The sequence below is a fragment of the Streptomyces sp. NPDC045846 genome (genome assembly GCF_056431605.1).
The window spans coordinates 36,469-57,659 of record NZ_JBWKKJ010000005.1; the positions used below are offsets into that span (position 1 = coordinate 36,469).

At 70.8% G+C, this 21,191-nt stretch carries 20 protein-coding genes; 10 read left to right on the top strand and 10 right to left on the bottom strand.

Features of this window, described 5'->3' with window-relative positions; translation table 11 throughout:
• Positions 1-15 precede the first annotated feature (15 nt).
• From AC07F3_RS15220 to AC07F3_RS15235, 4 genes are all read left to right on the top strand, one after another.
• Positions 16-756, top strand: coding sequence for an ABC transporter ATP-binding protein (locus AC07F3_RS15220; RefSeq protein WP_479114140.1), 741 nt, complete (start codon positions 16-18; stop codon positions 754-756).
• Complete coding sequence (locus tag AC07F3_RS15225) at positions 753-3,098, top strand: ABC transporter permease (RefSeq protein ID WP_479114141.1); 2,346 nt, start codon at positions 753-755, stop codon at positions 3,096-3,098. Before AC07F3_RS15220 ends, AC07F3_RS15225 begins: the two co-directional genes overlap by 4 nt.
• Before the next feature lie 375 nt (positions 3,099-3,473).
• Positions 3,474-3,938: a hypothetical protein gene (locus AC07F3_RS15230; RefSeq protein ID WP_479114142.1), complete on the top strand. Its 465-nt coding sequence runs from the start codon at positions 3,474-3,476 to the stop codon at positions 3,936-3,938.
• 58 nt (positions 3,939-3,996) lie between these two features.
• A complete protein-coding gene (locus AC07F3_RS15235) occupies positions 3,997-4,278 on the top strand; it encodes a hypothetical protein (RefSeq protein ID WP_479114143.1) in 282 nt (93 codons plus the stop codon).
• Between the two features lie 330 nt (positions 4,279-4,608).
• Here AC07F3_RS15235 and AC07F3_RS15240 read toward each other — a convergent pair whose 3' ends face one another.
• From AC07F3_RS15240 to AC07F3_RS15260, 5 genes are all read right to left on the bottom strand, one after another.
• On the bottom strand, positions 4,609-4,875 hold the full coding sequence (locus tag AC07F3_RS15240; RefSeq protein ID WP_479114145.1) for a DUF4235 domain-containing protein: 267 nt from the start codon (positions 4,873-4,875) through the stop codon (positions 4,609-4,611).
• A 4-nt stretch (positions 4,876-4,879) separates the two neighbouring features.
• Positions 4,880-5,329: a DUF3618 domain-containing protein gene (locus AC07F3_RS15245; RefSeq protein WP_479114147.1), complete on the bottom strand. Its 450-nt coding sequence runs from the start codon at positions 5,327-5,329 to the stop codon at positions 4,880-4,882.
• The gene (locus tag AC07F3_RS15250; protein ID WP_479114149.1) at positions 5,326-5,697 is read right to left on the bottom strand and encodes a phage holin family protein; all 372 of its coding nucleotides are present in this window, start codon (positions 5,695-5,697) and stop codon (positions 5,326-5,328) included. The genes AC07F3_RS15245 and AC07F3_RS15250 overlap by 4 nt, the downstream gene beginning before the upstream one ends.
• A gap of 196 nt (positions 5,698-5,893) precedes the next feature.
• Positions 5,894-6,952: a YihY/virulence factor BrkB family protein gene (locus tag AC07F3_RS15255; protein ID WP_479114151.1), complete on the bottom strand. Its 1,059-nt coding sequence runs from the start codon at positions 6,950-6,952 to the stop codon at positions 5,894-5,896.
• Between the two features lie 54 nt (positions 6,953-7,006).
• Positions 7,007-8,626 (bottom strand): ATP-binding cassette domain-containing protein, encoded by a 1,620-nt coding sequence (locus tag AC07F3_RS15260; RefSeq protein WP_479114153.1) that lies wholly within the window; start codon positions 8,624-8,626, stop codon positions 7,007-7,009.
• 254 nt (positions 8,627-8,880) lie between these two features.
• Here AC07F3_RS15260 and AC07F3_RS15265 point away from each other — a divergent pair, with 254 nt between their 5' ends.
• The 3 genes from AC07F3_RS15265 (at position 8,881) to AC07F3_RS15275 (ending at position 12,944) form a co-directional block, all read left to right on the top strand.
• Entirely contained in the window at positions 8,881-9,987 is a 1,107-nt protein-coding gene (locus tag AC07F3_RS15265) for a hypothetical protein (protein ID WP_479114155.1), read from the top strand.
• Between the two features lie 260 nt (positions 9,988-10,247).
• Positions 10,248-11,852, top strand: coding sequence for an ABC-F family ATP-binding cassette domain-containing protein (locus AC07F3_RS15270; protein ID WP_479114157.1), 1,605 nt, complete (start codon positions 10,248-10,250; stop codon positions 11,850-11,852).
• Between the two features lie 270 nt (positions 11,853-12,122).
• Positions 12,123-12,944, top strand: coding sequence for a class I SAM-dependent methyltransferase (locus AC07F3_RS15275; RefSeq protein WP_479114159.1), 822 nt, complete (start codon positions 12,123-12,125; stop codon positions 12,942-12,944).
• 201 nt (positions 12,945-13,145) lie between these two features.
• Here AC07F3_RS15275 and AC07F3_RS15280 read toward each other — a convergent pair whose 3' ends face one another.
• Together AC07F3_RS15280 and AC07F3_RS15285 are read right to left on the bottom strand one after the other, a co-directional pair.
• On the bottom strand, positions 13,146-14,186 hold the full coding sequence (locus AC07F3_RS15280; RefSeq protein ID WP_479114160.1) for a vWA domain-containing protein: 1,041 nt from the start codon (positions 14,184-14,186) through the stop codon (positions 13,146-13,148).
• Positions 14,187-14,304: 118 nt separating this feature from the next.
• Positions 14,305-15,222 carry an AraC family transcriptional regulator gene (locus AC07F3_RS15285; protein ID WP_479114162.1) on the bottom strand — a complete coding sequence of 306 codons (918 nt, stop codon included), beginning with the start codon at positions 15,220-15,222 and terminating at the stop codon, positions 14,305-14,307.
• 137 nt (positions 15,223-15,359) lie between these two features.
• Here AC07F3_RS15285 and AC07F3_RS15290 point away from each other — a divergent pair, with 137 nt between their 5' ends.
• Positions 15,360-15,740, top strand: coding sequence for a YybH family protein (locus AC07F3_RS15290; protein ID WP_479114164.1), 381 nt, complete (start codon positions 15,360-15,362; stop codon positions 15,738-15,740).
• Between the two features lie 1,042 nt (positions 15,741-16,782).
• Here the strand turns inward: AC07F3_RS15290 and AC07F3_RS15295 are convergent.
• From AC07F3_RS15295 to AC07F3_RS15305, 3 genes are all read right to left on the bottom strand, one after another.
• Entirely contained in the window at positions 16,783-17,454 is a 672-nt protein-coding gene (locus tag AC07F3_RS15295) for a response regulator transcription factor (RefSeq protein ID WP_479114166.1), read from the bottom strand.
• Entirely contained in the window at positions 17,451-18,557 is a 1,107-nt protein-coding gene (locus tag AC07F3_RS15300) for a sensor histidine kinase (RefSeq protein ID WP_479114168.1), read from the bottom strand. Before AC07F3_RS15300 ends, AC07F3_RS15295 begins: the two co-directional genes overlap by 4 nt.
• Positions 18,558-18,664: 107 nt before the next feature.
• Positions 18,665-19,189 carry a hypothetical protein gene (locus AC07F3_RS15305; protein ID WP_479114170.1) on the bottom strand — a complete coding sequence of 175 codons (525 nt, stop codon included), beginning with the start codon at positions 19,187-19,189 and terminating at the stop codon, positions 18,665-18,667.
• Between the two features lie 278 nt (positions 19,190-19,467).
• Between AC07F3_RS15305 and AC07F3_RS15310 the strand changes: the two genes are divergently transcribed.
• Positions 19,468-19,866, top strand: a complete 399-nt coding sequence (locus tag AC07F3_RS15310) for a hypothetical protein (RefSeq protein WP_479114171.1) — start codon at positions 19,468-19,470, stop codon at positions 19,864-19,866.
• 86 nt (positions 19,867-19,952) lie between these two features.
• On the top strand, positions 19,953-21,146 hold the full coding sequence (locus tag AC07F3_RS15315; protein WP_479114173.1) for an MFS transporter: 1,194 nt from the start codon (positions 19,953-19,955) through the stop codon (positions 21,144-21,146).
• Positions 21,147-21,191: the final 45 nt, after the last annotated feature.

The window sequence follows — 21,191 nt, forward strand, 5'->3', positions numbered from 1 at the left end:
CTTAACGTCCCTGTCATGACCACCGAAAACATCAGGGGCACGGCCCCGGGCACGGGCCAGGCCGTGCGGGAGCGGGCAGTCGTCCAAGTGAGCGGCCTGCGCAGGGAGTACGGCGACACCGCCGCCCTGGACGGGGTGTCTCTGGAGATCGGCGCCGGAGAGGCGGTCGCGGTGATGGGGCCGTCCGGCTGCGGAAAGTCGACCCTGTTGAACATGATCGCGGGCCTCGACCGGCCGACCGGGGGCTCGGTGCGCGTGCACGGCGAGGACCTCGGCAGCATCAATGAGACGGGCCTCGCGCTCTTCCGGCGCCGCCGGATCGGCATGATCTTCCAGTTCTTCAACCTGATCGACGACCTGCCCGCGATCGACAACATCGCCCTGGCCGCCCAGCTCACCGGAACCCCCGCCCGCCAGGCCCGCCGCAGAGCGCTCGAACTGCTCGACGAGCTCGGCATCGCCGACCGCAGGAACGTCTATCCCGCCGCCCTCAGCGGCGGCGAGCGCCAGCGTGTCGCGGTGGCCCGCGCGTTGATGAACCGGCCCGCGCTGCTGCTCGCCGACGAGCCGACCGGCGCGCTGGACAGCCACGCGGGCGAGCAGGTGATGGACCTGCTGATCGACCTCAACCAGTTGGGGCAGACCTTGATGCTGGTGACGCACGACGCGCGGCTCGCCACGCGCTGCGCCAGTCGGCTGGTGACGATGGCGGACGGCCGGATCACGGGCGAGCGGACCCTGGAGCGTCCGGCATGAGCGCGGTGTGGCGGGCCTCGCGCGCGGCGGTACGCCGCCGCCGGCTCCAGACCTCGGTCATCGCCCTGGTGGTCCTTGTCTCCAGCATGGCCCTGGTGGTCGCCCTGGGGCTGCTGGACGTGGCGTCCGGCCCCTTCGACCGGCTCTTCGGCGAGGCGAAGGGCGCGCACGTCGTCGCCACGTTCGACGCGGCGAAGACCTCGGCCGATCAGGTGGCACGGACCGCGCACCGTCCGGGAGTCGAGGCCGCGGCCGGGCCCTTCCCGCAGGCCGTGGTGGACCTGCCGCGCAGCGTGGCCGAGGAGATGCCGGGGATGGGGAACGGTCCGGTGAGCGTGGTGGGGCGGGCGGGCCCCGGCGGGTCGGTCGATCGCCTCGACCTGTTCGCCGGGCACTGGGCCACCGGACCCGGCGAACTCGTCCTGGCTCTGCCGGACGCGCCCGGCATTGGCAGCGGACCGCGCTCCCCGCTCGGCAAACGGATCCAACTGCCCGGCCTCGCACCGCTGACCGTCGTCGGCCTCGCCTCCAGTGTGAGCGGAACCGCGCAGGCCTGGGTCTCCCCGCAGCAGATCGAGGCACTGCACCCCACGACGTACCAGATGCTGTACCGCTTCGACAGAGCCGCGACGTCCGACCAGATCGCGACCGGCACCACCTCGGTGACGTCCGGGCTGCCGTCCGGCTCCCTGGTCGCCCACCAGTCGTACCTGACGCTGAAGGCGCAGGTCGCCTCCCAGCCCAACGCGTTCGTGCCGTTCCTCATGGCTTTCGGGATCCTCGGTCTGCTGGTGGCCGTCCTGATCGTGGGCAATGTGGTGAGTGGCGCGGTGGTGTCCGGCTTCCGGCACATCGGCGTGCTCAAGTCCCTCGGGTTCACCCCCAACCAGGTGGTCGCGGTCTATCTGGTGATGGTCTGCGTCCCGGCCGCGGTGGGCGCCGCGATCGGGACGGCCCTCGGCGGGGTGGTCGCGAAGCCGCTCCTTCACCAGGTCTTCCAGGGCGCGAGCCTCGGCCAGGTGAACGTCACCGCGTCGGTCAGCTCCTGGGTGTACGTGGTGACGGCGCTCGGCATGCCCGCGGTCACCGTGCTGGCCGCGCTGATCCCGGCCCTGCGTTCGCACCGCCTCTCCGCGGCACGGGCGATCAGCGCGGGCAGCGCTCCCAGCGGCGGCAGGGCGCTGAAGGTGCAGCGCTGGCTGGCCGGGGCGCGGCTGCCGCGCTCGGTGAGCCTGGGACTCGGTCTGCCCTTCGCCCGGCCCGGACGATCGCTGCTCACCGTCTCCGCGGTGTTGCTCGGGGTGGCGACGGTGACCTTCGCGACCGGGCTGTCGACCACGATGGTCTCGTACGGCGACGCCGTCGAGAGCTCGGGCAGACTGCAGGTCGTCGTCTGGCGCGGCGAGGCCAGGTTCGGGCAGACCGTCCCGCACCACGACGACGCGTCGGCACAGGCGCTGTTGCGCGGACTGCCGCAGGCGGCGGACGTGTCCGCCGTGGGCTTCGCCGATGTGCGGCTGCTCGGGCAGAGCGAGGGCGTGACGATCCAGGGAGCGCGCGAGGGCCGGTCCGTGCTCCAGGACGACCTCGCCCGAGGGCGGTGGATGAAGGCCCCCGGAGAGGTCGTGGCCTCCGGCAGGTTCCTGGCCAAGCACGGCCTGCGTGTGGGCGACTCGTTCGCGCTGGGCGCGGCGAACGGGCGCACCGAGCGGGTGACCCTGGTCGGCGAGGTCATGTCCGGCCCGGCCGACATGATGCGGGCCGACTGGCCGACCCTGACCGCCCTGGCGCCCAGCACGCAGGCCAACCAGTACTGGGTGCGGCTCGTGCCGCATGCCGACACCGCCGCCTATATGAAGGCCGTTCGGGCCGCCGACCCCGGTCTCGCCCCGAGCGAGCAGACGTCGGTGAACGCCGGGGCCATGACGGTGATCAGTTCCGCGTCCGCGCTGACCCTGATGCTGGCGGTGGTCGCCGCGATGGGGGTGTTCAACACCGTGGTCCTCAGCAGCCGCGAGCGGCGGCGCGATCTGGGCATGCTGAAGTCGATCGGCATGACCCCGCGGCAGGTCACCGTGATGCTGGTGGTGTCCATGGCGGGGCTCGGCCTGGTCGGCGGGATCCTCGGGCTGCCGTTGGGAGTGGCGGCCTACCAGGTGGTGATCCCGCTGACCGAGAGCAGCGCCCACATCGCCCTCGCGGATTGGATGCTGGATGTGTGGCACCCGGGGACCATGGCGCTGCCCGCCCTTGCCGGAGTGGCGATCGCGGCACTGGGCGCGGTGATACCGGCACGCACCGCGGCCCGTCAGACCATTGCGCGGGTCCTGCACACCGAGTGAAGGCCGCGCCCGTGTCGCCGGGGTGACGGGGCGGGCGTCGCTGAGACGCCCGCCCCGTCACCTTCTTGGACCGTCAAGTGCCTTCCGAGCATGGCTAGTTGAGGAGGCATGTCGTCCAACCACTTCCGGACGCCCGCCGTTCACCGAGCATTCCTCGCCGGATCTGAGCCGCGGGGCGGGAGTGGTACAAGGCGCCCGGCACCGAAACCAATGGCGCGGGGCGGGCGTCCTGGCTGTCGAGGTGTTCATGCCAGAACGGAGGCCCAGGTGCGGTGGCTTGCCCCGGTGGTACCCATGGTCGCTGCGGCGGCCGCGTACGCGTGGGGCCGTTGGTGCTTCGCGAGTGCCTCGCCACCGTCGCAGACGGTGGCGCTGGTGGGTGGAGCCGCCCTGATCGTTCTCACCTGCGTCGTGTACTTCGTACTCGTCGACGGCAGTGGCGGATTCTTCGGGGTGCTTCTGATGGCGCTGGGGTTGTTCCTGACCCTGGAGGCGGTGGAGGAGGGAACGGCCCGCAGCCAGAGCGTCACCTGCGATGTCCGCGAGGTCACCAGCAGGGTCCTGCAGTCCTCGGGTGAGGGCGGCGTCCCGGCGACCGTGTACCACTTCGCGCTGAGCTGCCCCGGCGGATACCCGACCGAGATCACCGAGCGCCATCGCGTCACCTCGGCGGGAACGCGGATCCGGATCGCCTACGATCCCCGGCGCCGGGTGTCCCCGTCCATCGAGGGCGACGGCTCCCCATGGCGCTCCGCTCTGACCGCTCTGGTCCTCCTCGCGGCGGCCACGGCGCTGGCCGCGAGGCGGCGCGCCCCGGACGGGGAGGAGTTCCGCCCGTGATCCGGGATCGGGGGAGCCGATGTCATGCGCCGCTCAGCTGGTGGGTAGCGTCGGGGGCATGGATTCACCGCTCATGGGGCTCGTGGTGCTCGCCGTGTTCGCGCTGGCCGCGTTCTTCACCGGGCGGGGCGCGGTGCGGGTGATGCGCCGGGCCGGGCGGTTCTGGTACGTGCTGGTGCCCCCGCTCGTGACCGCCGCGTCCGGCTACGGCGTGGCCTGGCTGCTGTGGCCCTCGTACTTCGCCGGGCTCGCCCTGCTCCTGTGGTGGGCCTGCGCGTTCTTCGGGAACATCGCGGGGTGGTTCTGCGCGGCGCAGGGGCAGCACGCCAACACCGGGTGAGGGCCGAGGGCGATCCGAGGCCGGCCGTGAGCATGACGGCTCCCTCGGGGAGTCGTCGTCCTGGGACGGAACGTCCGTGCCGTGGTGAGCGACGGCGCGGGTGCAGGGACGCTCACGTCACACCGTGCGCTTCCTCCCGGTCCGTGCGCGGCGGCATGGGCCCGCAGCAGGAGGGAGACCCAACCGCGGTCCGTCCCGGGAGAGCGGCTCGCCGGTCTCGATGCGATGGCCGAGGCGCTCGGCGGATGACCGCGCCCCGGCCCCGTCGGCCGGCGCGCGTGGCGCCGGGCCGACGGGGGCCGGTCCTCTGCGGGGCGACGGGGCGGGGCGTCAGCCGGGCCAGGTGCCCGTCAGGCGCCGGGTCGCGGTCGCACCTGCCCGGTCGACGGTGGCCTTGACCGCGGCGTAGATCGCGCCCTGCAACGTGGCCGCGAGCAGCACTTCGCGCCAGGTCCGATCCTCGTCGGTGGCGTCAGGGGCGTCCCCTTCGTGGGCGATGCCCTTCCACGCCTGCCGGAACGCCAGTCCGGCGAGCATGCCGCTGACGGCTCCCAGAACGAGCCCGACCGGCTTGTAGGCGATCTTCGATGCCTTCATCGGCTCATCCCTTCCTGCGCCGGCAGGCCAGCCACACCAGGGCGGCCGCGCCCCCGGCCGCCAGCAGCACGATGCGCTTGTCCGCCATCGCCTGTACGGCCAGGGCGGCCTTCCGCCGTGCTTCTTCGGGGGTCTTCTCCTCCCACACGCGTCCGGCCTGGGCGGCCTTGGTCCGGGCCTGGTCCGCGGCCTGGGCCGCCTTGTCCTTGACCGGGTCGGGCAGCTTGTCCCGCACCTGGTGGGCGATCTCGGTGGTCCTGGCCTTGAGCTCCTGGGCCCCGGCCGCGGCCCGTTGCTGAACCTCGGCGGCCTTCTCCTGGGCGCGGGCCTTGACATCGGCCTTGGCCGTCAACGCCTCGACCGTTCGCCCGAGTTCTTCCCGGGTGTGCTCCACCTGTTCGCGCAACTCGTCGGAGCCGGCAGCAGGTCGGTCATCACGGTGCGGCTCGGTCATCGGTGTGCACTCCCTTTGATCTTGGCCACGTCGGCCTTCACGTTTCCGATCGTCTGCTCGGGCACCGGCGGCGCCGCCCGGCCGAACTGCTTCTTCCCCGTCAGGGCCATGACTCCGGCGATCCCACCGAGCACCGCCGCGACGATCAGCGCGGCGGCCCACACCGGCAACGACAGCGCGAGAGCGGCGATCGCCGCCGCCACCAGAGCCTGCAAGGTCAGGAAACCCGCGAGTCCGGCGCCGCCGAACAGTCCACCGCCCTTTCCATAGCGTTTGCCCTTCTCCGTCATCTCCGCCTGCGCCAGCCTGAGTTCGCCGCGCACCAGCTCTGTCAGCTGGTGCGAAGCCCGCTGCACCAGCTCGCTCACCGGCTCCTCGCCCGTACCGCGCGTACTGCGGCCGGGTCCGGCGTCCTGCGTACTCGACACCACGCCCACCTCCCGTCCTCCTTGGTCTTCACCGGTCGGCGAGCACCAGCGCCGCCGACCGCCTGCCCGGACGCGGGTACCCGCAATGGGACGATTCAGGGCTCAGTCGGGCACCCTCTTGGGGCGCGGACGGAGGTCAGAGGTCCGGGAGGCGGCGCCGGTCCCGCTCGTCCCACGCCCGCGTGTCGCGCGGCTGCGTGTACGGTTCCTCGTCCGGCGGCATGCCGCCCGCTATCGCCCGCTGCCGTACGACCTCGGCGTCGAACTCCAACCCGAGCAGGATCGCCAGATTGGTGATCCACAGCCACACCAGGAAGACGATGACCCCGGCCATGGTGCCGTAGATCTTGTTGTACGAAGCGAAGTTGGCGACGTAGAACGAGAAGGCGGCGGAGGCGAGCATCCAGATCAGCAGGGCCAGGAAACTGCCCGGCGTGACCCATCGGAAGCCCTTCACCTTGGCATTCGGGCTCGCCCAGTACAGGAGCGCGATCATGATGATGACCAGCACCAGCAGCACCGGCCACTTGGCGAACGACCACACCGTCAACGCCGCGTCGCCCATCCCGAGCGCGGCACCCGCCTGGTGGGCGAGGCCGCCGGTGAAGACCACGATCAGCGCACTCATCATCGCCAGCGCCATCAGGACGACGGTCAGCCCCACCCGGACGGGAAGGAGCTTCCAGATCGGCCGCCCCTCGGGCATCTCATAGACCGCGTTGGCCGCTCGCATGAAGGCCGCCACATACCCCGACGCCGACCACACCGCCAGTACCAGGCCCACCACCGCCACCAGCGAGCCGAGTCCGACGCCGCCCTGCAACTGCTTCACTGCGCCCGTGAGGATGTCCCGAACCTTGCCGGGCGCGAGCTGCTGGATGTTCTGCAGAAGCTTGTCGGTGGTCGACCTGCCGGTGATGCCGAGCAGCGACACGAGCACCAGCAGTGCCGGGAACAACGACAGCACCCCGTAGTAAGTGAGGCCCGCTGCCCGGTCGGTGAGCTCGTCGTCCCTGAACTCCCGCAGACTGCCCTTGAGCACCGCGCCCCACGACGCCTTCGGCAGGTCCGTCGGAGCATCCGGCGCGGCCTGCTCCACCTCGGGCCCGGGACCGACGTCCTGATCCCTGCGGCCCTTGTCCCCAACGGCCCGTGACCGACCGCGCTTTTGTCCTGGGAGATGCGATTTCGTCATGCGCCGCGAGTACCCCGGGTGTCGGCCCTCTCACCGGCCGGGGGCACCGGCGGCTCAGCGCGACCGCACGACCCGGCGCTCGTCCCACACCGGCTCCGTGGTCTCGCGCACCACGCCGTCCGAGCCGAACACCAGATAACGGTCGAAGGACCGGGCGAACCAGCGGTCGTGGGTGACCGCGAGCACCGTGCCGTCGTACGCCTCCAAACCGTCCTGCAAGGCCTCCGCCGACTCCAGGTCGAGGTTGTCGGTCGGCTCGTCGAGCAGCAGGGCGGTCGTTCCCGCCAGCTCCAGGAGGAGGATCTGGAAGCGCGCCTGCTGACCGCCGGACAGCTTGTCGAAGGTCTGGTCGCCCTGGCGTTCCAGCTCGTACCGGCGCAGGGCCGACATCGCCCCGCCCCGGTCCTTGGCGTGCTCGGTCCACAGGATGTCGACCAGGGTGCGCCCCAGGAGTTCGGGATGCGCGTGGGTCTGCGCGAAGTGACCCGGAACCACGCGTGCCCCCAGCTTCCAGCCGCCCGTGTGCCGCACGTCCTCACCGGCCAGCAGCCTCAGGAAGTGCGACTTCCCCGAACCGTTCGAGCCGAGCACCGCCACGCGTTCCCCGTAGAACAACTCGAGGGAGAACGGCTTCATCAGCCCCGTGAGCTCCAACTTGTCGCACACCACGGCCCGTACGCCCGTCCGGCCGCCCTGCAGACGCATCCGGATGTCCTGCTTGCGCGGCGGCTCCGGCGGCGGCCCGGCCTCCTCGAACTTCCGCAACCGGGTCTTGGCCGCCTGATAGCGCGAGGCCATTTCGTCACTGCGCGCGGCGTACTGCTGAAGATCCTGGACCAGTCTCTTCAGCTGCGCCCGCTTCTCGTCCCAGCGTCGGCGCAGTTCGTCGAAGCGCGCGAACCGCTCCTCCCGCGCCGCGTGGAACGTAGCGAAGCCCCCGCCGTGCACCCACACGTCGGAGCCCGCCGGCCCCGGCTCGACCGCGACGATCCGCTGCGCGGCCTGGGCCAGCAGTTCCCGGTCGTGGGAGATGAACAGGACCGTCTTACGCGTCTCCGCGAGGCGCTCTTCGAGCCAGCGCTTTCCGGGCACGTCCAGGTAGTTGTCCGGCTCGTCCAGCAGCAGCACCTCGTCCGGCCCGCGCAGCAGCGCTTCGAGCACGAGCCGCTTCTGCTCGCCGCCGCTGAGCGTGCGCACCTCGCGGAACTGAGCCCGGTCGTAGGGTGTGCCGAGCGCGGCCATGGTGCACATGTCCCACACGGTCTCGGCCTCGTACCCGCGCGCCTCGGCCCAGTCGCTCAGCGCCTGCGCATACGTCATCTGCGCGGCCTCGTCGTCCACGGTCATGATCAGGTGCTCGGCCGCGTCAACCGCCGCGGCGGCTTCCCTGATCCTCGGCTGCGAGACGGACACCAGCAGGTCGCGCACCGTGCGGTCATCGCGCACCGAGCCGACGAACTGGTGCATGACCCCGACACCCCCGCTGGAGCTGACGCTGCCACCATGCGGCTGCAACTCCCCCGAGAGCAGCCGCAACAGGGTGGTCTTCCCGGCCCCGTTGGCACCGACCAGGGCCGCGATCGACCCCTCACCCACCCGGAACGAGGCATCGCCGAGCAACACCCGTCCATCGGGCAGGTAGTACTCCAGGTGCGAGGCTTCGAGATGTCCCATGGCTCACCATCCTTACCGGCGGCCGGAGCACGGCACAACGCGTTTTCATGCGGCCCGGCAGGGGGCCCTGGCCGCGCAAGAGGCTGCTGTGCACAACTCGCTTCTCTGGCAAGGAAGTTAAGTTTCAGCGAACCGAAGGCACAACGACGCGCCCGATCGGGGCACGCCGCCACGACGGACGCGCTCTTCTCAAAACCCGTGGGCATGGCGCCAGCAGAGTTGCGATGATGCCTCTCTTTCTCAAAGGGGGATGGTTGTTCGTTTTCGTGTGCGCGGGGTGTGGCGCCGAGCTGACCGCTCCGCTGTCCCGGGTCGCCCTGCCGGTCCACGCTCATCAGAAGTACGGCAACGGCACGCAGCTCCCGGTGCTCATGGAACCGGGCACGTTCGCGGTGGACTTGGAGCCCTGGGGGCCGCCGTGGCGGACATGGGACCGTATTCATCCGGACGAAGCGTTCGCGCGAGGTGTCTACGCACCGGTCCATGCCCTGTCGGACGGCGCCCCGGGTGCGACCGTCATCGCGCCCGGAGATGCCCGCGGGACCGTGCTGATTCGGGAGGGCCGCCCGGGCGGCTACTGCTGCGGACTGGACGGGGCCGACGGCCCCAACACGGCCTGCGCGCAGTGTGGCCTGCCCGTGGCGAGCCGGATCGACGACTGCTCGCTGTGGCAGGCGATGTGGCTCGCCCCGGACGCCGTGTGCCGCGTTCCGGTCGCGGGAGGCGAGGCCGCACCGCGTTCGTGGGCGGAGCTGATGGCGGACGGGAGGGGCACCCCTCCTTTCGGGCCGATCGCCAGGTGGGCATCGCGGATGGATCCCGGCCACTGGTCGAGCTACCGGTGGTCGTGGAGCCCGCAGTGGGAGGCGGCGGCTGGCGCTGCGCTCGCTCATCTGCTCGCGGCCTCGGAGGGCCGACCGGTGACCGTTCCGGACGGCTGGGCGGAGGAGGTGTTCCAACGTGCGCTCGACGCGCTGTTGCCTGCGGACGGACAGCCGCGGCGTGCCGTCCTAGCGGGACCGGGGCAGCGGCTTCCTCCCGAGGACGCCGACATCCTCCTCGTGCCGTCCCACCCGCAGACGGGACAGCTCTGGGCTCCGGCCGGCCGGTCCGGGTACCTGGTGCCGCTGTCGTTCGGGGTATGGCGGTGGATGGTGTCCCCCGAGCCGGAGCTGCCCATCCCCGCATCGGGCCGCCTGCCCGACGGCGTACTGCGCGACGACTTCGACCCGCCCGCGCCGCACCCCGGCCACCTTTTCCGCGCGGATCCGGGGGTGTTCGAGCACACCCTGGTCCGCCTTCCGGCCGTCCGCAGCCCATGGCTGCGCGACATCGTGAACGACCCCGCGCGCCAGGGGTGAGCGGGGGTGCTTGCGGCCTGCGAGCCCGTCACGCCGGGTGGACCGCGCGACTCCTGAAGCGGGGGAGGAGGATCGCGACGGCCGCGTCACCCGACTCGCGAGGACCGGCGCCCGCTCGACGGCCCCGGCGCACAAAAGGAGTGGCGCGCCTCCAGGCGTGTTCGTTACCGTGGTGTCCATGTCTACGCCCCGAATTTCCTAGCTGAGGACCCGCTTCCACGCCAGAAGTCTGTCCCTTTGCTTTTTCGGAGCGTTTTCCCATGATTACCGTTCGTGGTGTTGAGCTGCGCGCGGGCGCCCGCCTGCTGCTCTCCGACCTCTCTTTCACCGTGTCTCCCGGCGACCGGATCGGCCTCGTCGGCCGCAACGGCGCGGGCAAGACCACCCTCATGACCTCGCTGGCCGGACAGACGCGTCCCGCCGCGGGCACGATCACGCGGACCGGATCGGTCGGATTCCTGGCGCAGGACTCCCGCGCCGCGGATCCCGCCATGACGGTCACCGATCGCATCCTCTCCGCCCGCGGCCTCGACACCGCCCTCCGCGCGCTGCGCAAGGCCGAGGCGGCGATGGCCGACGCGGGCTCACCCAACGAGCTGAAGCGTGCGATGGACGCCTACGCCCGGGCCGAATCCGCCTTCCAGGCGGGCGGCGGATACGCAGCCGAGGCCGAAGCCGCTCGCGTCGCGGCCGGACTCGGGCTGCCCGACCGGGTGCTGGGCGAGCCGGTCGGCGCGCTCTCAGGCGGACAGAAGCGCCGGGTGGAACTCGCGCGCATCCTGTTCGCCGGACACGACGGCACGCTCCTCCTCGACGAGCCCACCAACCACCTGGACGCGGACTCGGTCGCCTGGCTGCGTGCCTTCCTTCAGGCACACCAGGGTGGCCTCGTCGTGATCAGCCACGACACGTCCCTGCTGGCCGACACCGTCAACCGGGTGTTCCATCTGGACGCGACCCGGGCGACGATCGACTTCCACAACACCGGATGGGCCGCCTACCTGACCCAGCGGGCGGCCGACGAGCGGCGCCGGGAACGGGAGCGGGCCAACGGCGAACGCAAGGCCGCCAGCCTGCACGCCCAGGCGGACAGGATGAAGGCCCGCTCCGCCACCGCGGTGACCGCCAGGAGCATGGCGCGACGAGCCGACCGGATGCTCGCCGAACTGGAACCGGTCCGGCGCACGGAGAAGGTCGCCAGGATCCGCCTGCCCGAACCGGCTGCCTGCGGCCGGATGCCGCTGGGCGCGGTCAGCCTGGGCAAGGCCTACGACGGACACCGCGTCCTGGACGGTGTGGACCTGGCCGTGGACCGCGGCAGCCGCCTGCTGGTCCTCGGGTTCAACGGCGCCGGGAAGACCACGCTGCTGCGTCTGCTCGCCGGGCGGGAGCGGGCGGACGTCGGCCGGGTGGTCCACGGACACGGGCTGCGTCTGGGGTACTTCGCCCAGGAGCACGACACCCTCGACCCCGCTCGCACGGTTCGGGAGAACCTGTCCGCGGCCGCTCCGCACCTGACCGACGGCGAGGTGCGGCGGGTGCTCGGAGCGTTCCTGTTCAGCGGGGACGACGCCGACAAGCGGGCCGGTGTCCTCTCCGGCGGGGAGAAGACCCGTCTGGCTCTGGCCGGCCTGGTCCACTCCGGGGCCAACGTGCTGCTCCTGGACGAGCCCACCAACAACCTCGACCCGGCCTCCCGGGACGAGGTCCTGGACGCCGTGGACGCATACCCGGGGGCGATCGTGATGGTCACCCACGACGAGGGGGCCATCGACGCGCTGCGGCCCGATCGGGTCCTGCTGCTGCCGGACGCGTACGAGGACCTGTGGAGCGAGGACTACCGCGACCTGGTGGCCCTGGCCTGACCACTCCCGCCCCGACGCCCGGATCTGCTGACCGGGGCGCCGGGGCGCGGCCGGTTGCCCGCCGCGACACACTCGCGTCCTGCAATCAGCCCGCACCGGGAAGCCGGCGGCGAGGCCTCCTGAGCCCCGTGCGTCGTCGATGTCCGGAAAGCGGGGTGGTGCGTCTGCCAGGTCCTGCAAACTTGCCTCAGGCCGAGGGGAGTTGAGGCCAGCACGGGCCTTCGACCCGCCCGGCCCGGAGGAGGTAGCGCGATGTCCGAGTCATCCGGGGTGGCGCAGCCGTCGGTGCCGCCCGCGGTGCGGGAAGCGTACGGTCCGGCCGATCTCGGTTCCCAACCGCTCTTCGGCGGCGGGTTCATCAACTTCGGCTTTTGGCAGGGGATCGATCTCGACCGGCCCCTGACCGGAGGTGACCGGATCCGCAGCCAGCAGGCGATGTACCGCCATGTACTCGCCCTTCTGGCGCCGACCGAGGGAGCGCGGGCGCTGGAGGTCGGCTGCGGCCTGGGGGCCGGTGCGGCCGTGGCGGTCGAGGAGTGCGGTTTCGCTCATGTCACCGGTATGGACATCCATCCCGAGCAGCTCGGGCGGGCCGAGGCGCGGAACGCGGAGCTGCTGGGCCGCCGTCCCGCTCGGCTGCGATTCGCCCGCGGCGCGGCCGAGTCCATGCCGTTCGCCGACGGACAGTTCGACCGCGTGTACAGCATCGAGGCGGCTCAGCACTTTCGTGACCTCGGGGCGTTCGCCCGGGAGACCGCACGGGTGTTGCGTCCCGGCGGCCGCGCCGTCGTCGCCAGCTTCTTCGTGCCCGGCGACGAGGGCGGCCGGGAGGCACAACTGGGCAAGCTGCTCGACACCTTCGCCAGCGGCCTCGATGTCGCGCACACCGTTCCTCGGCTGGTCACCCGTCTCGAAGAGGCCGGACTGACCCGGGTCAGCGCGACATCGATCGGCGCATCGGTATGGCCGGGCTGGGACCGTTGGCTGGCAGGCATGTGGAAGCCGGGCACATGGCCCCGCAACTTCTTGCGCGCCTTCGATGAAGGCCTCCTCGACTACTACGCGGTGACGGCGGAACGCCCTGCGGTATGAGTCGGAAACCCTCAACCGCCATGACAGTAGGCGAGCTTGGAAGTTGCTCGGCTCCGTCCCTGAGGTGTACGTGGGACCCGCCGCACGGGGGCCCCGGCGTACACCGCGTTGTCGTACGCGGCGGCCGCCCCGTCATCATGCCTCGCCGTGCCGCCACACGACCACCGGCCGCCGCCCGTCCGCGCACTGCCTGACGGTGGGTCAGAGCATCAGCAGGAGTCGCGTGTGGGCCACGAGCTTCCGGTTCACGCTGGTGCTCTGCACGAAGATGGTGAAGTCGTCGTTGTGGTCCGGCTTGACGCGTGCTTCGGTGTCCGGCAGGCCGAGCAGGGCCCGGGCCTCGGGGCCCGTGTACACCCGGTCCGTCTTCTTCTCCAGCACCGCGATCTGCTTCCGCGCCTGGATCTTCTCCGACTTGCTCAACTGGTAGAAGGCACATCCCGTGCGGTAGGTGTGCCCGCATTCGATGACCCACTCCCGGATCCCCGCGTCCCGAGCCACCGGTATCAGTTGGTACTCCGACGGGTCCACGGGTGTGAGACCGGCCGCCTTGATGGTGTCCTTGTTGACCGCGTCCGCGCCCGTGGAGAACACCGCTCGCGATCCCCGGATGCCCTGGGCACGGCCCATCATGAAGTTCTCGGTGGCCTGCTGGATGACCTGCCCGGCTTCCTCCAGGCCCCGTGTGCTCGTGGCGTCCCAGATGGCGATGTTGTCCTTCGGGAACCCGCACTGCATGGCCTCGCGCTTACCCATCTGGTCCGGCACGAGGACGGCCAGCGTCCAGTTGTCGTGCTGCGTCGCGATCATTTGCGACACGGCCTTGACCAGCTCACGTGGGTCCTTGGTCGGGGCGTCCGCGCAGCGGTGGCTCGCGTTCTCCTGTCCGTCGGTCAGGACGAACGTCAGGAAGCTGTGGTCTCCGTACAGTTGAGCAGTCTGCGCCAGTTCCCCCTGCGACTTCAGCGCGGCCGCCAGCAACGCTGTCATCCCACCGACCCGGTACAGCTGCTTCAGCGACGGCATGCGCAGCACGTCCTTGTCGTATATGACGCACTCCACCTTGTCCGCGAAGACGTACACCGTCACGCGGGTCTCCTGGTCGAGCTCCCGGGAGCGGCGGGCGAGGTACTCGATCTGCTGGTCGGCGACTTCGACGACCTTGCCGCTCAGGTGCGACATGGACGAACTGGCATCCAGCACAAGCGCGACGTGGTTGATGTAGTTCTGGCTACCGGACATGGCAACTCCCCCTCGTTCCGAACTCGATGGCTCCACCGTCTCACCCACCACTGACAATCGACCTCGGCCGCCGGACCGGAGGACGAGCCGGGGAGTCGAGGGGGGGGGCCGGGCCGTCTCATCGTTGAGTTCGGCGGAACTCCCCAGGGGTGTGGCCCGTCTCGCGCGTGAAGAACTTGCCGAAGTTGGTGGGCTCGGTGAAGCCGAGTGCGCGGCTGATCTCGGCCACGGGCAGATCGCTGTGGGCGAGGAGCCGTTGCGCCTGCAACGTGACGCGTGCGTCGGCGAGTTGCTTGGCGCTGCGGCCGGTGGCAGCCAGGCATGCACGGGTCAGGGTCCGGGGAGCGTAGCCGAGCCGGGCGGCATAGTCCTCGACGGAGCGGGTGGTGGCGAAGGAGCGTTCCAGCTCGCGCCGGAAGGCGAGGTAGACCTCGCTGCCGGGTGCGGGCGCGGCGGGCGCGGCCGGCGGATCCGCGAGGCGAGCGATACGGATCAGTAGCGCGCCGAGGAGCTGGCGCAGCAATGTCCCGGTCAACTCGTTGTGGCTGCCGGTGGGCGGTGACGTGTCCGGCCCGCCTCGCAGCGTCCGGTACTCCGCGTCGATCTCGGACACGGCGCGCTCGAAGGCGTCAAGTTGGGCGGGCGGCAGGTGCCATGCGACGGGGCCGAAGCCGTCGAGTGCCTCGCGGGTCGCGGCCAGAGGGGGTGGGAAGTCGGCGGTGAACAGCACAAGGGTGGCGTCGAGGTCCGCGGGGCGGCCGTTCGTGCCGGACGGGAGGCGCTGTACCTGCCCGGGCCGCAGATGCAGCAGCGTGCCGCGTGTGCAGGGGTGCCTGACGAAATCGACCATGGCGGAGCCCTCGCCGCCGCGCACGAGCATGATCTGGTGGAAGTCGAGGCGGCTCGGTCGACGGGTCACGGAGCGCCTCAGCCGCGGCCTCAGCGCCTCGAAGGTCACCACTTCGATGCCGGTGTGTGATCGGTCGGGATTGCTGTACGCGATCTCGATGACATCACGCTGTCCATTTTTCACCATCCCAGGTCCGGAGCCTACCTCGTCCGGAGGGCAGCTACGAGGGGATCGTGGAGTCACGGCCGAGCGGCGCGCGCCCCTCCGGGCGCGGCGCCGAGACACCGTCACCATCGCCCCTTCCTGAAGTGAGGACCTCACCCATGTTTCCTGTCGTCACCGACCCCGCGAAGCTGCCGATCCTGTTCCAGGACGCCCTCAACGCGGGCGATGTCGAGGGCGTGCTTGCCCTGTTCGCCCCCGGGGCTGCCATGCGTACGGTGGCCGGCGAGTACATCACCGGAGTCGAGGCTTTGCGTGCCGAGATCGGCGGAACCGTCGCCGCCCGCGGCCAGTTGACCAACGTTTCGCGGCACGCCCTGGTCGCCGCGGAGACCGCCCTGCTGGTCACCGACTGGACGCTGGAAGTCGACGGCCCCGATGGCAAGCGCATCGCCCCGACCGGCACCACGGCCAACATCGTCCGCCGCGACGCCGACGGCGGCTGGCGCTTCACCCTCCTCAACCCGCTGGGAACCTCCTGAACCGACCCCGCGTCCGCTCCACTGGATGACCAGACGATTGGTCAACTGGTGGAGCGGGGGCGGGTGGTCCCGGTCCGACTCGCCGTTGGCAGACCCTGCGTGCTTGATCAGCCGACGCGTGAGTCCAATGCCGAGCAGGCTCTGGGCGCAGGGATCGCCCACGGTGCGGATTCCTCAACGCCCATGCAGCACACGGGAGGTCGATCGGGAGGGTGGCCCCGCAGGCGTATTGCAGTCGTGGCTGGCGATGCCCGTGGGATACAACAGCTGGCGTGACCGTGTTCTGCTGTGCGAAGTGTGGTGCCGAACTCACGCCTGACCTGAGGGAGCTGGCGGCCGTTCCGGATGGCAATGCGCCCGGAAGGGGCCGTAGCCCCGAGAGTCGGCTCGCGCCGTCGACTGTGCCGCACGGCAGGTACGCCATCGACCCTGAACCCTGGGGCGCACCTTTCGTGGCCCCTGAAGCCCATGCCAGGGAGGCCTGGGGGAGCCGGGCGCTTCTCATGCCACCCGAACTGACCGGCATGGTGTCCGCAGGGCCCACGCGTTCCGTGATCGTGCACCCTGAGGACGTGCCCAGCCTTCGGCTGAGTGGATCGCTCGGCGTCCATCAGGGGTGCTGTGGACCGTTGGGCACTGGAGGCCGCAACCTGGCCTGCGTGTGCGGGAGGCTCGTGGCGACCCTGGCAGCCGACTGCATGGGCCCCCATGAACTGCACCTCGACCCGCTCCGGACCTTCGCCTTGACGGCCGAGCGACCGGTCTGATCCTCCAGGGATCGCTGGACCGTTTGCCGCTGAGACAACCCTCGGGCGTGAGCTGAGACCACCCTCGGGCGTGATCCGCCCATGTCTACGACGGCGATGGATAGAGGGCGGCAGGGCGTCCCAGGACCGGCGGGGGAGTTGAGCTCGTCGGTCGGCGAGTGGGGTCGGGTGGTGGAGGTGGCGGTCGGAGGGGCTCCGGTCCGGAGCCCCTTCGATGCGTCTGGACGCGCTCCCTGCTCGTATCGGCGGGCTCAGGTCCTTCGGACTGGCGGCGGTCAGGCCAGTCCCGCCTCGATGGCGCGGCGTACCGCGTCGGCCCGGTCGCGGAGTCCCGCCTTGGCGAACAGGTTGTTGATGTGGGTCTTCACGGTGGCCTCGCTGATGAAGAGCTGCTCGGCGATGGCACGGTTGGGCAGGCCCTGACCGATCAGCGTGAGGACTTCGCGTTCGCGGGGCGTGAGGTCGTCCGGCAGGGCATGCCCCGGCAAGGGCGTCGGCGTCCTGGCCCTGGCGGTGGCGAGCAGCCGGTCCTGGACCTCGCGGTCGAGGACGGACTGGCCCGCGGCAGCGGCGCGGATGGCCCGGATGATGTCCTGGCGCCCCGCGTTCTTGGTCAGGTAGCCGCGGGCTCCCGCGCCCAGGGCGCCCAGGATCGAGTCGTCGTCCGCGAACGTGGTCAGCACGACCACGGCCACCTGCGGGTGCTCCTCGCTCAACCGGCGGGTGGTCTCCATCCCGTCCAGCACGGGCATTCTGAGGTCCATCAGCACCACGTCGACCGGCCCCGCGGCGACAGCCGTGAGCACCTCGCTCCCGTCCGCGGCGGCCGCGACGACCTCGATGTCCTCGGACAGCCCGAGCACCGCGGCGAGGGGCTCCCGTACGGCGGCCTGGTCGTCGGCGACGACGACCCTCAACCGCTTCTGCTTCTCGGTCGGTTCAGTCATTCCGGGATCACTGCCTCCACTTGCCAACCACCCTGGTCCGGCCCCTCGGTGACGGGGCCCGCGGTAACGCTGCCACCCAGCAGGGCGACTCGTTCGCGCATTCCGATCAGCCCCATCCCGCTGCCGACACCCGGGCTCACCTCGCGCGTCGCGGCGCCGTTGCGGACCCTCAGTGTCGTCGATGCGGCGGCGAACGTCAGCTCCACCCCGACCTCTCCCCCCGGAGCGTGGCGAGCGGCGTTCGTCAGCGCCTCCTGGGCGATCCGCAGAAGGTTCTGGGTCACTTGGGCCGGTACCTCGCGGACCGGTCCGGTCACGGTCAGCACGCCGCGGTGGCCGGACGATTCGAGCATTGCGGTCAGGCTCTCCAGCAGCGGAAGCGAGTCCTCACGCAGTGCGTGCACGGTCCACTGGGCCTGCTTCAGGCTCTCCTTGACCAGACTGTGCGCCTTGTTGTTGGCCTCGCGGACCTTGTCCAGGTCGCCGGTGTCGAGCAGGGCGTCGGCCAGTTCCAACTGCATGTTGATCCCGGCCAGGGAGTGCGCCAGCACGTCGTGCACGTCCCGGGCGATCCGGCTGCGCTCGGTCAGCACGGCGGTCTGGGCCTCCGCCCGGGCGGCGCGCTCGGCGGACTGGGCCGCCGAGATCGCCGCCCGCACGGACTCGCGCCGGCTGCGGTTGAGGATGCCGATCAGGACCGGGGCGCCGGTGGTGAGACCGAACTGCCAGGGCAGCGCGTGGTGCCCCGGCCCGAGCTGGAAATACAGAACGCCGGCGCAGAGCAGACTGCAGGCTCCAGCGAGAACGAGCGCCTGCTTGGCCGGGAGCCGGTATCCGAGGTGTCCGGAGAGGAAGAAGGCGAACAGGTAGCCGGATCCGCTACGGCTGACGCCGATCAGGGCGGCCGCCGCGATGATCCCGAAGGTCAGCCATGCGAGAACCCAGTGCTGAGGGATCTTGTTCTCCGGCAGCCCCCTCAGCAGCAGGGCCGCGGAGTTGATCCCGAAGAGGGCGGCGACCACCAGTCCGTGCCCACTGACGCCCAGAGGCCGGATCGTCAGGATTCCGACGACGATGACCGCGAGGGTCAGCACCCACTGCATGTGCGGGTCATGTCCGGGAAACGGCCGCGGCCCCACCACGGGGGCCGGGGACTTCCTGGGGGGCGGGGCACTCTCACTGGGCGGCACGGGCCGAACATAGCGCACGGTCAGGCCGCTCGGTCGAGGACGGGTGCGACGGCGGTCACCGACCGTGTCCTGCTCCGTACGAAGATGGTGGCCACCCGCGTGACGACTTCGGTGATGGCCATCAGCACGAACGCGGCCACCCAGGCCTGGTCGCTGGTGATGTGGTGAGTGAGGCTGAACCGCGCCACGTCAGCAGCGCCGCCGCCGTGCTCGACCCACATCTGGAAGGCCATCCGCGCGCCCATGCCCACCACCCACAGGATCGCGGACACCGCCCCCGCCTTGATCAGGGTCTGCCCGCCGAGCGTCCGGATCCGGGTGTAGACGCCGCCGGCGATCCCGAGCGCGGCGCCCACGCCCATCAGGGCCGCGACCAGCACCAGGTCATTGCCCGCGGTGGGGATGGTGCCCAGGTACGAGTACGCCACGTAGGCCACGATCCCCAGCGGGATCAGGAAGGTCTTGAGATCGAGCCGGTCCTCCCGCAGCTGCCGGAAGACGATGAGGATGAGGGCGATGTCGGTGATCCACTCGGTCGTTGTCATGCCTCAAGACTGCTGCGACGAGGCTTCCAGCACCTGGACCCACGGGTGGAATCGAGGGTGGAGAACACCTGTCGTTTCGATCTCCACCCTCTCCGTCATGTCCACGGCCTACTCACGGCAGGGCTTCCAACTGGCTTCAGCGGCGCGGCTGTTGCAGGACGGTGACATACGCGGGGCAACGCGTCGTCGACGGGAGCCTTCTTGTGAGGCAAGAAGCGTGCAAGTGGCACCGACTCGGCTGACCGCGAGTCGGTACCGTGTGGATGAGAGGCACATTCATGACTGTCATCAAGCGTTACTCCCTGCGCATCGCCGCCGTGGGCGTCATCGGAGCCGTCTCCGTCGGTCTGATGGGGACGGCGGCCTCGGCGGCCACTCCCGTGTCTTCGAGCGCCGCCGCCGTCAAGGCCAGTGTCACGGCGAAGCCGTCGGTGACCTCGGTGCAGGCATGGCAGCTGTTCCGGGTCACCGGAAGCGCGACCGGCCTGAAAGCGGGCAGCAAGGTGGTTCTGCAGCAGAAGCAGGGCGCCAAGTGGGTCAGCCTGCCCGCCGTGACCACGCTCAACGCCACGGGCACGTACTCGCTGGGCGTGAAGCTCGGCATCAAGGGCAAGAACGACCTGCGCATCGTCAGCGGGAACACCGCCTCGCCCGTCTTCACCGTGACCGTTCGCTGACGATCGGCCCGCGCGGATCCGCACCTGCCCGGCGCGCCGGTCGCGCCGGGCAGGGCGGGCGCCGAGGGCGGAGTTACCGTCGGGGGATGGACGGTGATCTCCGAGGAGGATGGCGGCAGTGCCTGCTCGCTGGAGCGGTGTTCGCCGTGTGCATGGTCGGCACCACGCTGCCGACTCCGCTCTACGGCCTTTACCAGGAGAAATTCGGCTTCTCCGAGCTGACGGTCACCGTCGTCTACGCGGTGTACGCCTTCGGCGTCATCGGGACGCTCCTGCTGGTCGGCAACGTGTCGGACACGGTGGGCAGGCGACCCGTGCTGCTGGGCGGTCTGGCCTTCGCCGCGCTGAGCGCGGTCTGCTTCCTGTGCGCGACCGGGCTCGGCTGGCTTTATGCGGGACGGCTGCTGTCCGGGCCGTCCGTCGGGCTGTTCACCGGGGCGGCCACGGCATACGTCATGGACCTCGCCCCGCGCGGCGGCGCCTCCCGGGCCACGTTCGTCGCGACGGCCGCCAACATGGGCGGACTCGGCTGCGGCCCGCTGGTCGCCGGCCTCCTCGCGCAGTACACACCCTGGCCGCTGACCCTGCCGTTCGTCGTGCACCTGGTGTTGGTGGCAGGATCGGCCGCGGTCCTGTGGCGGCTCCCGGAGACGGTACGCGAACCCCGGCCGCTGCGCAGCGCACGGCCGCAGCGTCCGGGCCTGCCCGCGCGGGTGCGTACGGTGTTCGTGCCGGCCGCGATCGCGTCGTTCGTGGGGTTCGCCCTGTTCGGGGTGTTCACCTCGGTGGCCCCCGCCTTCCTGGCGCACTCCCTGAACGTGCGTGACCACGCGCTGGTCGGGTTGGTCGTGGCGCTCGCCTTCTTCGCTTCGACCGGCGGTCAGTTGGCCGTCGGCCGGGTCGGACTGGCACGGTCGTTGCCGCTGGGCTGCGCCGCCCTGCTGACCGGCCTGGCGCTGCTGGCGGCCGCGCTCCGCTGGGAGTTGCTGCCGTTGATGGTGCTGAGCGCGCTGGTCGGCGGAGGCGGACAGGGCCTGGCGTTTCGCGCGGCCCTCTCGGCGGTCGCCCAGGCGTCCCCGGCCGACCGCCGCGCGGCGGTCATCTCCGCCCTGTTCGTGGTGGCGTACGCGGGTATCTCGGTCCCGGTGATCGGCGTGGGCGTACTGGTCGGGCCGCTCGGCCTGGAAGGGGCGGGGCTGGCGTTCATCGGATGCATGGCAGTCCTGGCCTGCGGAGCAGGGGCCTACCTGCTGCGACGTCCGGTACGGGCAGGGGCGTGACGCCGGGCGGGTCCGGGGGGGCTTGGTCGCGGGACGGGGACCGGC

What these genes read in the sequence shown, in the direction of transcription:
- AC07F3_RS15220 (WP_479114140.1), top strand. Translation starts at nt 16, where the DNA reads ATGACCACCGAAAACATCAGGGGCACGGCCCCGGGCACGGGCCAGGCC.
- AC07F3_RS15225 (WP_479114141.1), top strand. Translation starts at nt 753, where the DNA reads ATGAGCGCGGTGTGGCGGGCCTCGCGCGCGGCGGTACGCCGCCGCCGG.
- AC07F3_RS15235 (WP_479114143.1), top strand. Translation starts at nt 3,997, where the DNA reads ATGGATTCACCGCTCATGGGGCTCGTGGTGCTCGCCGTGTTCGCGCTG.
- AC07F3_RS15240 (WP_479114145.1), bottom strand. Translation starts at nt 4,875, where the DNA reads ATGAAGGCATCGAAGATCGCCTACAAGCCGGTCGGGCTCGTTCTGGGA.
- AC07F3_RS15245 (WP_479114147.1), bottom strand. Translation starts at nt 5,329, where the DNA reads ATGACCGAGCCGCACCGTGATGACCGACCTGCTGCCGGCTCCGACGAG.
- AC07F3_RS15255 (WP_479114151.1), bottom strand. Translation starts at nt 6,952, where the DNA reads ATGACGAAATCGCATCTCCCAGGACAAAAGCGCGGTCGGTCACGGGCC.
- AC07F3_RS15260 (WP_479114153.1), bottom strand. Translation starts at nt 8,626, where the DNA reads ATGGGACATCTCGAAGCCTCGCACCTGGAGTACTACCTGCCCGATGGA.
- AC07F3_RS15270 (WP_479114157.1), top strand. Translation starts at nt 10,248, where the DNA reads ATGATTACCGTTCGTGGTGTTGAGCTGCGCGCGGGCGCCCGCCTGCTG.
- AC07F3_RS15280 (WP_479114160.1), bottom strand. Translation starts at nt 14,186, where the DNA reads ATGTCCGGTAGCCAGAACTACATCAACCACGTCGCGCTTGTGCTGGAT.
- AC07F3_RS15285 (WP_479114162.1), bottom strand. Translation starts at nt 15,222, where the DNA reads ATGGTGAAAAATGGACAGCGTGATGTCATCGAGATCGCGTACAGCAAT.
- AC07F3_RS15290 (WP_479114164.1), top strand. Translation starts at nt 15,360, where the DNA reads ATGTTTCCTGTCGTCACCGACCCCGCGAAGCTGCCGATCCTGTTCCAG.
- AC07F3_RS15295 (WP_479114166.1), bottom strand. Translation starts at nt 17,454, where the DNA reads ATGACTGAACCGACCGAGAAGCAGAAGCGGTTGAGGGTCGTCGTCGCC.
- AC07F3_RS15300 (WP_479114168.1), bottom strand. Translation starts at nt 18,557, where the DNA reads ATGCAGTGGGTGCTGACCCTCGCGGTCATCGTCGTCGGAATCCTGACG.
- AC07F3_RS15305 (WP_479114170.1), bottom strand. Translation starts at nt 19,189, where the DNA reads ATGACAACGACCGAGTGGATCACCGACATCGCCCTCATCCTCATCGTC.
- AC07F3_RS15310 (WP_479114171.1), top strand. Translation starts at nt 19,468, where the DNA reads ATGACTGTCATCAAGCGTTACTCCCTGCGCATCGCCGCCGTGGGCGTC.
- AC07F3_RS15315 (WP_479114173.1), top strand. Translation starts at nt 19,953, where the DNA reads ATGGACGGTGATCTCCGAGGAGGATGGCGGCAGTGCCTGCTCGCTGGA.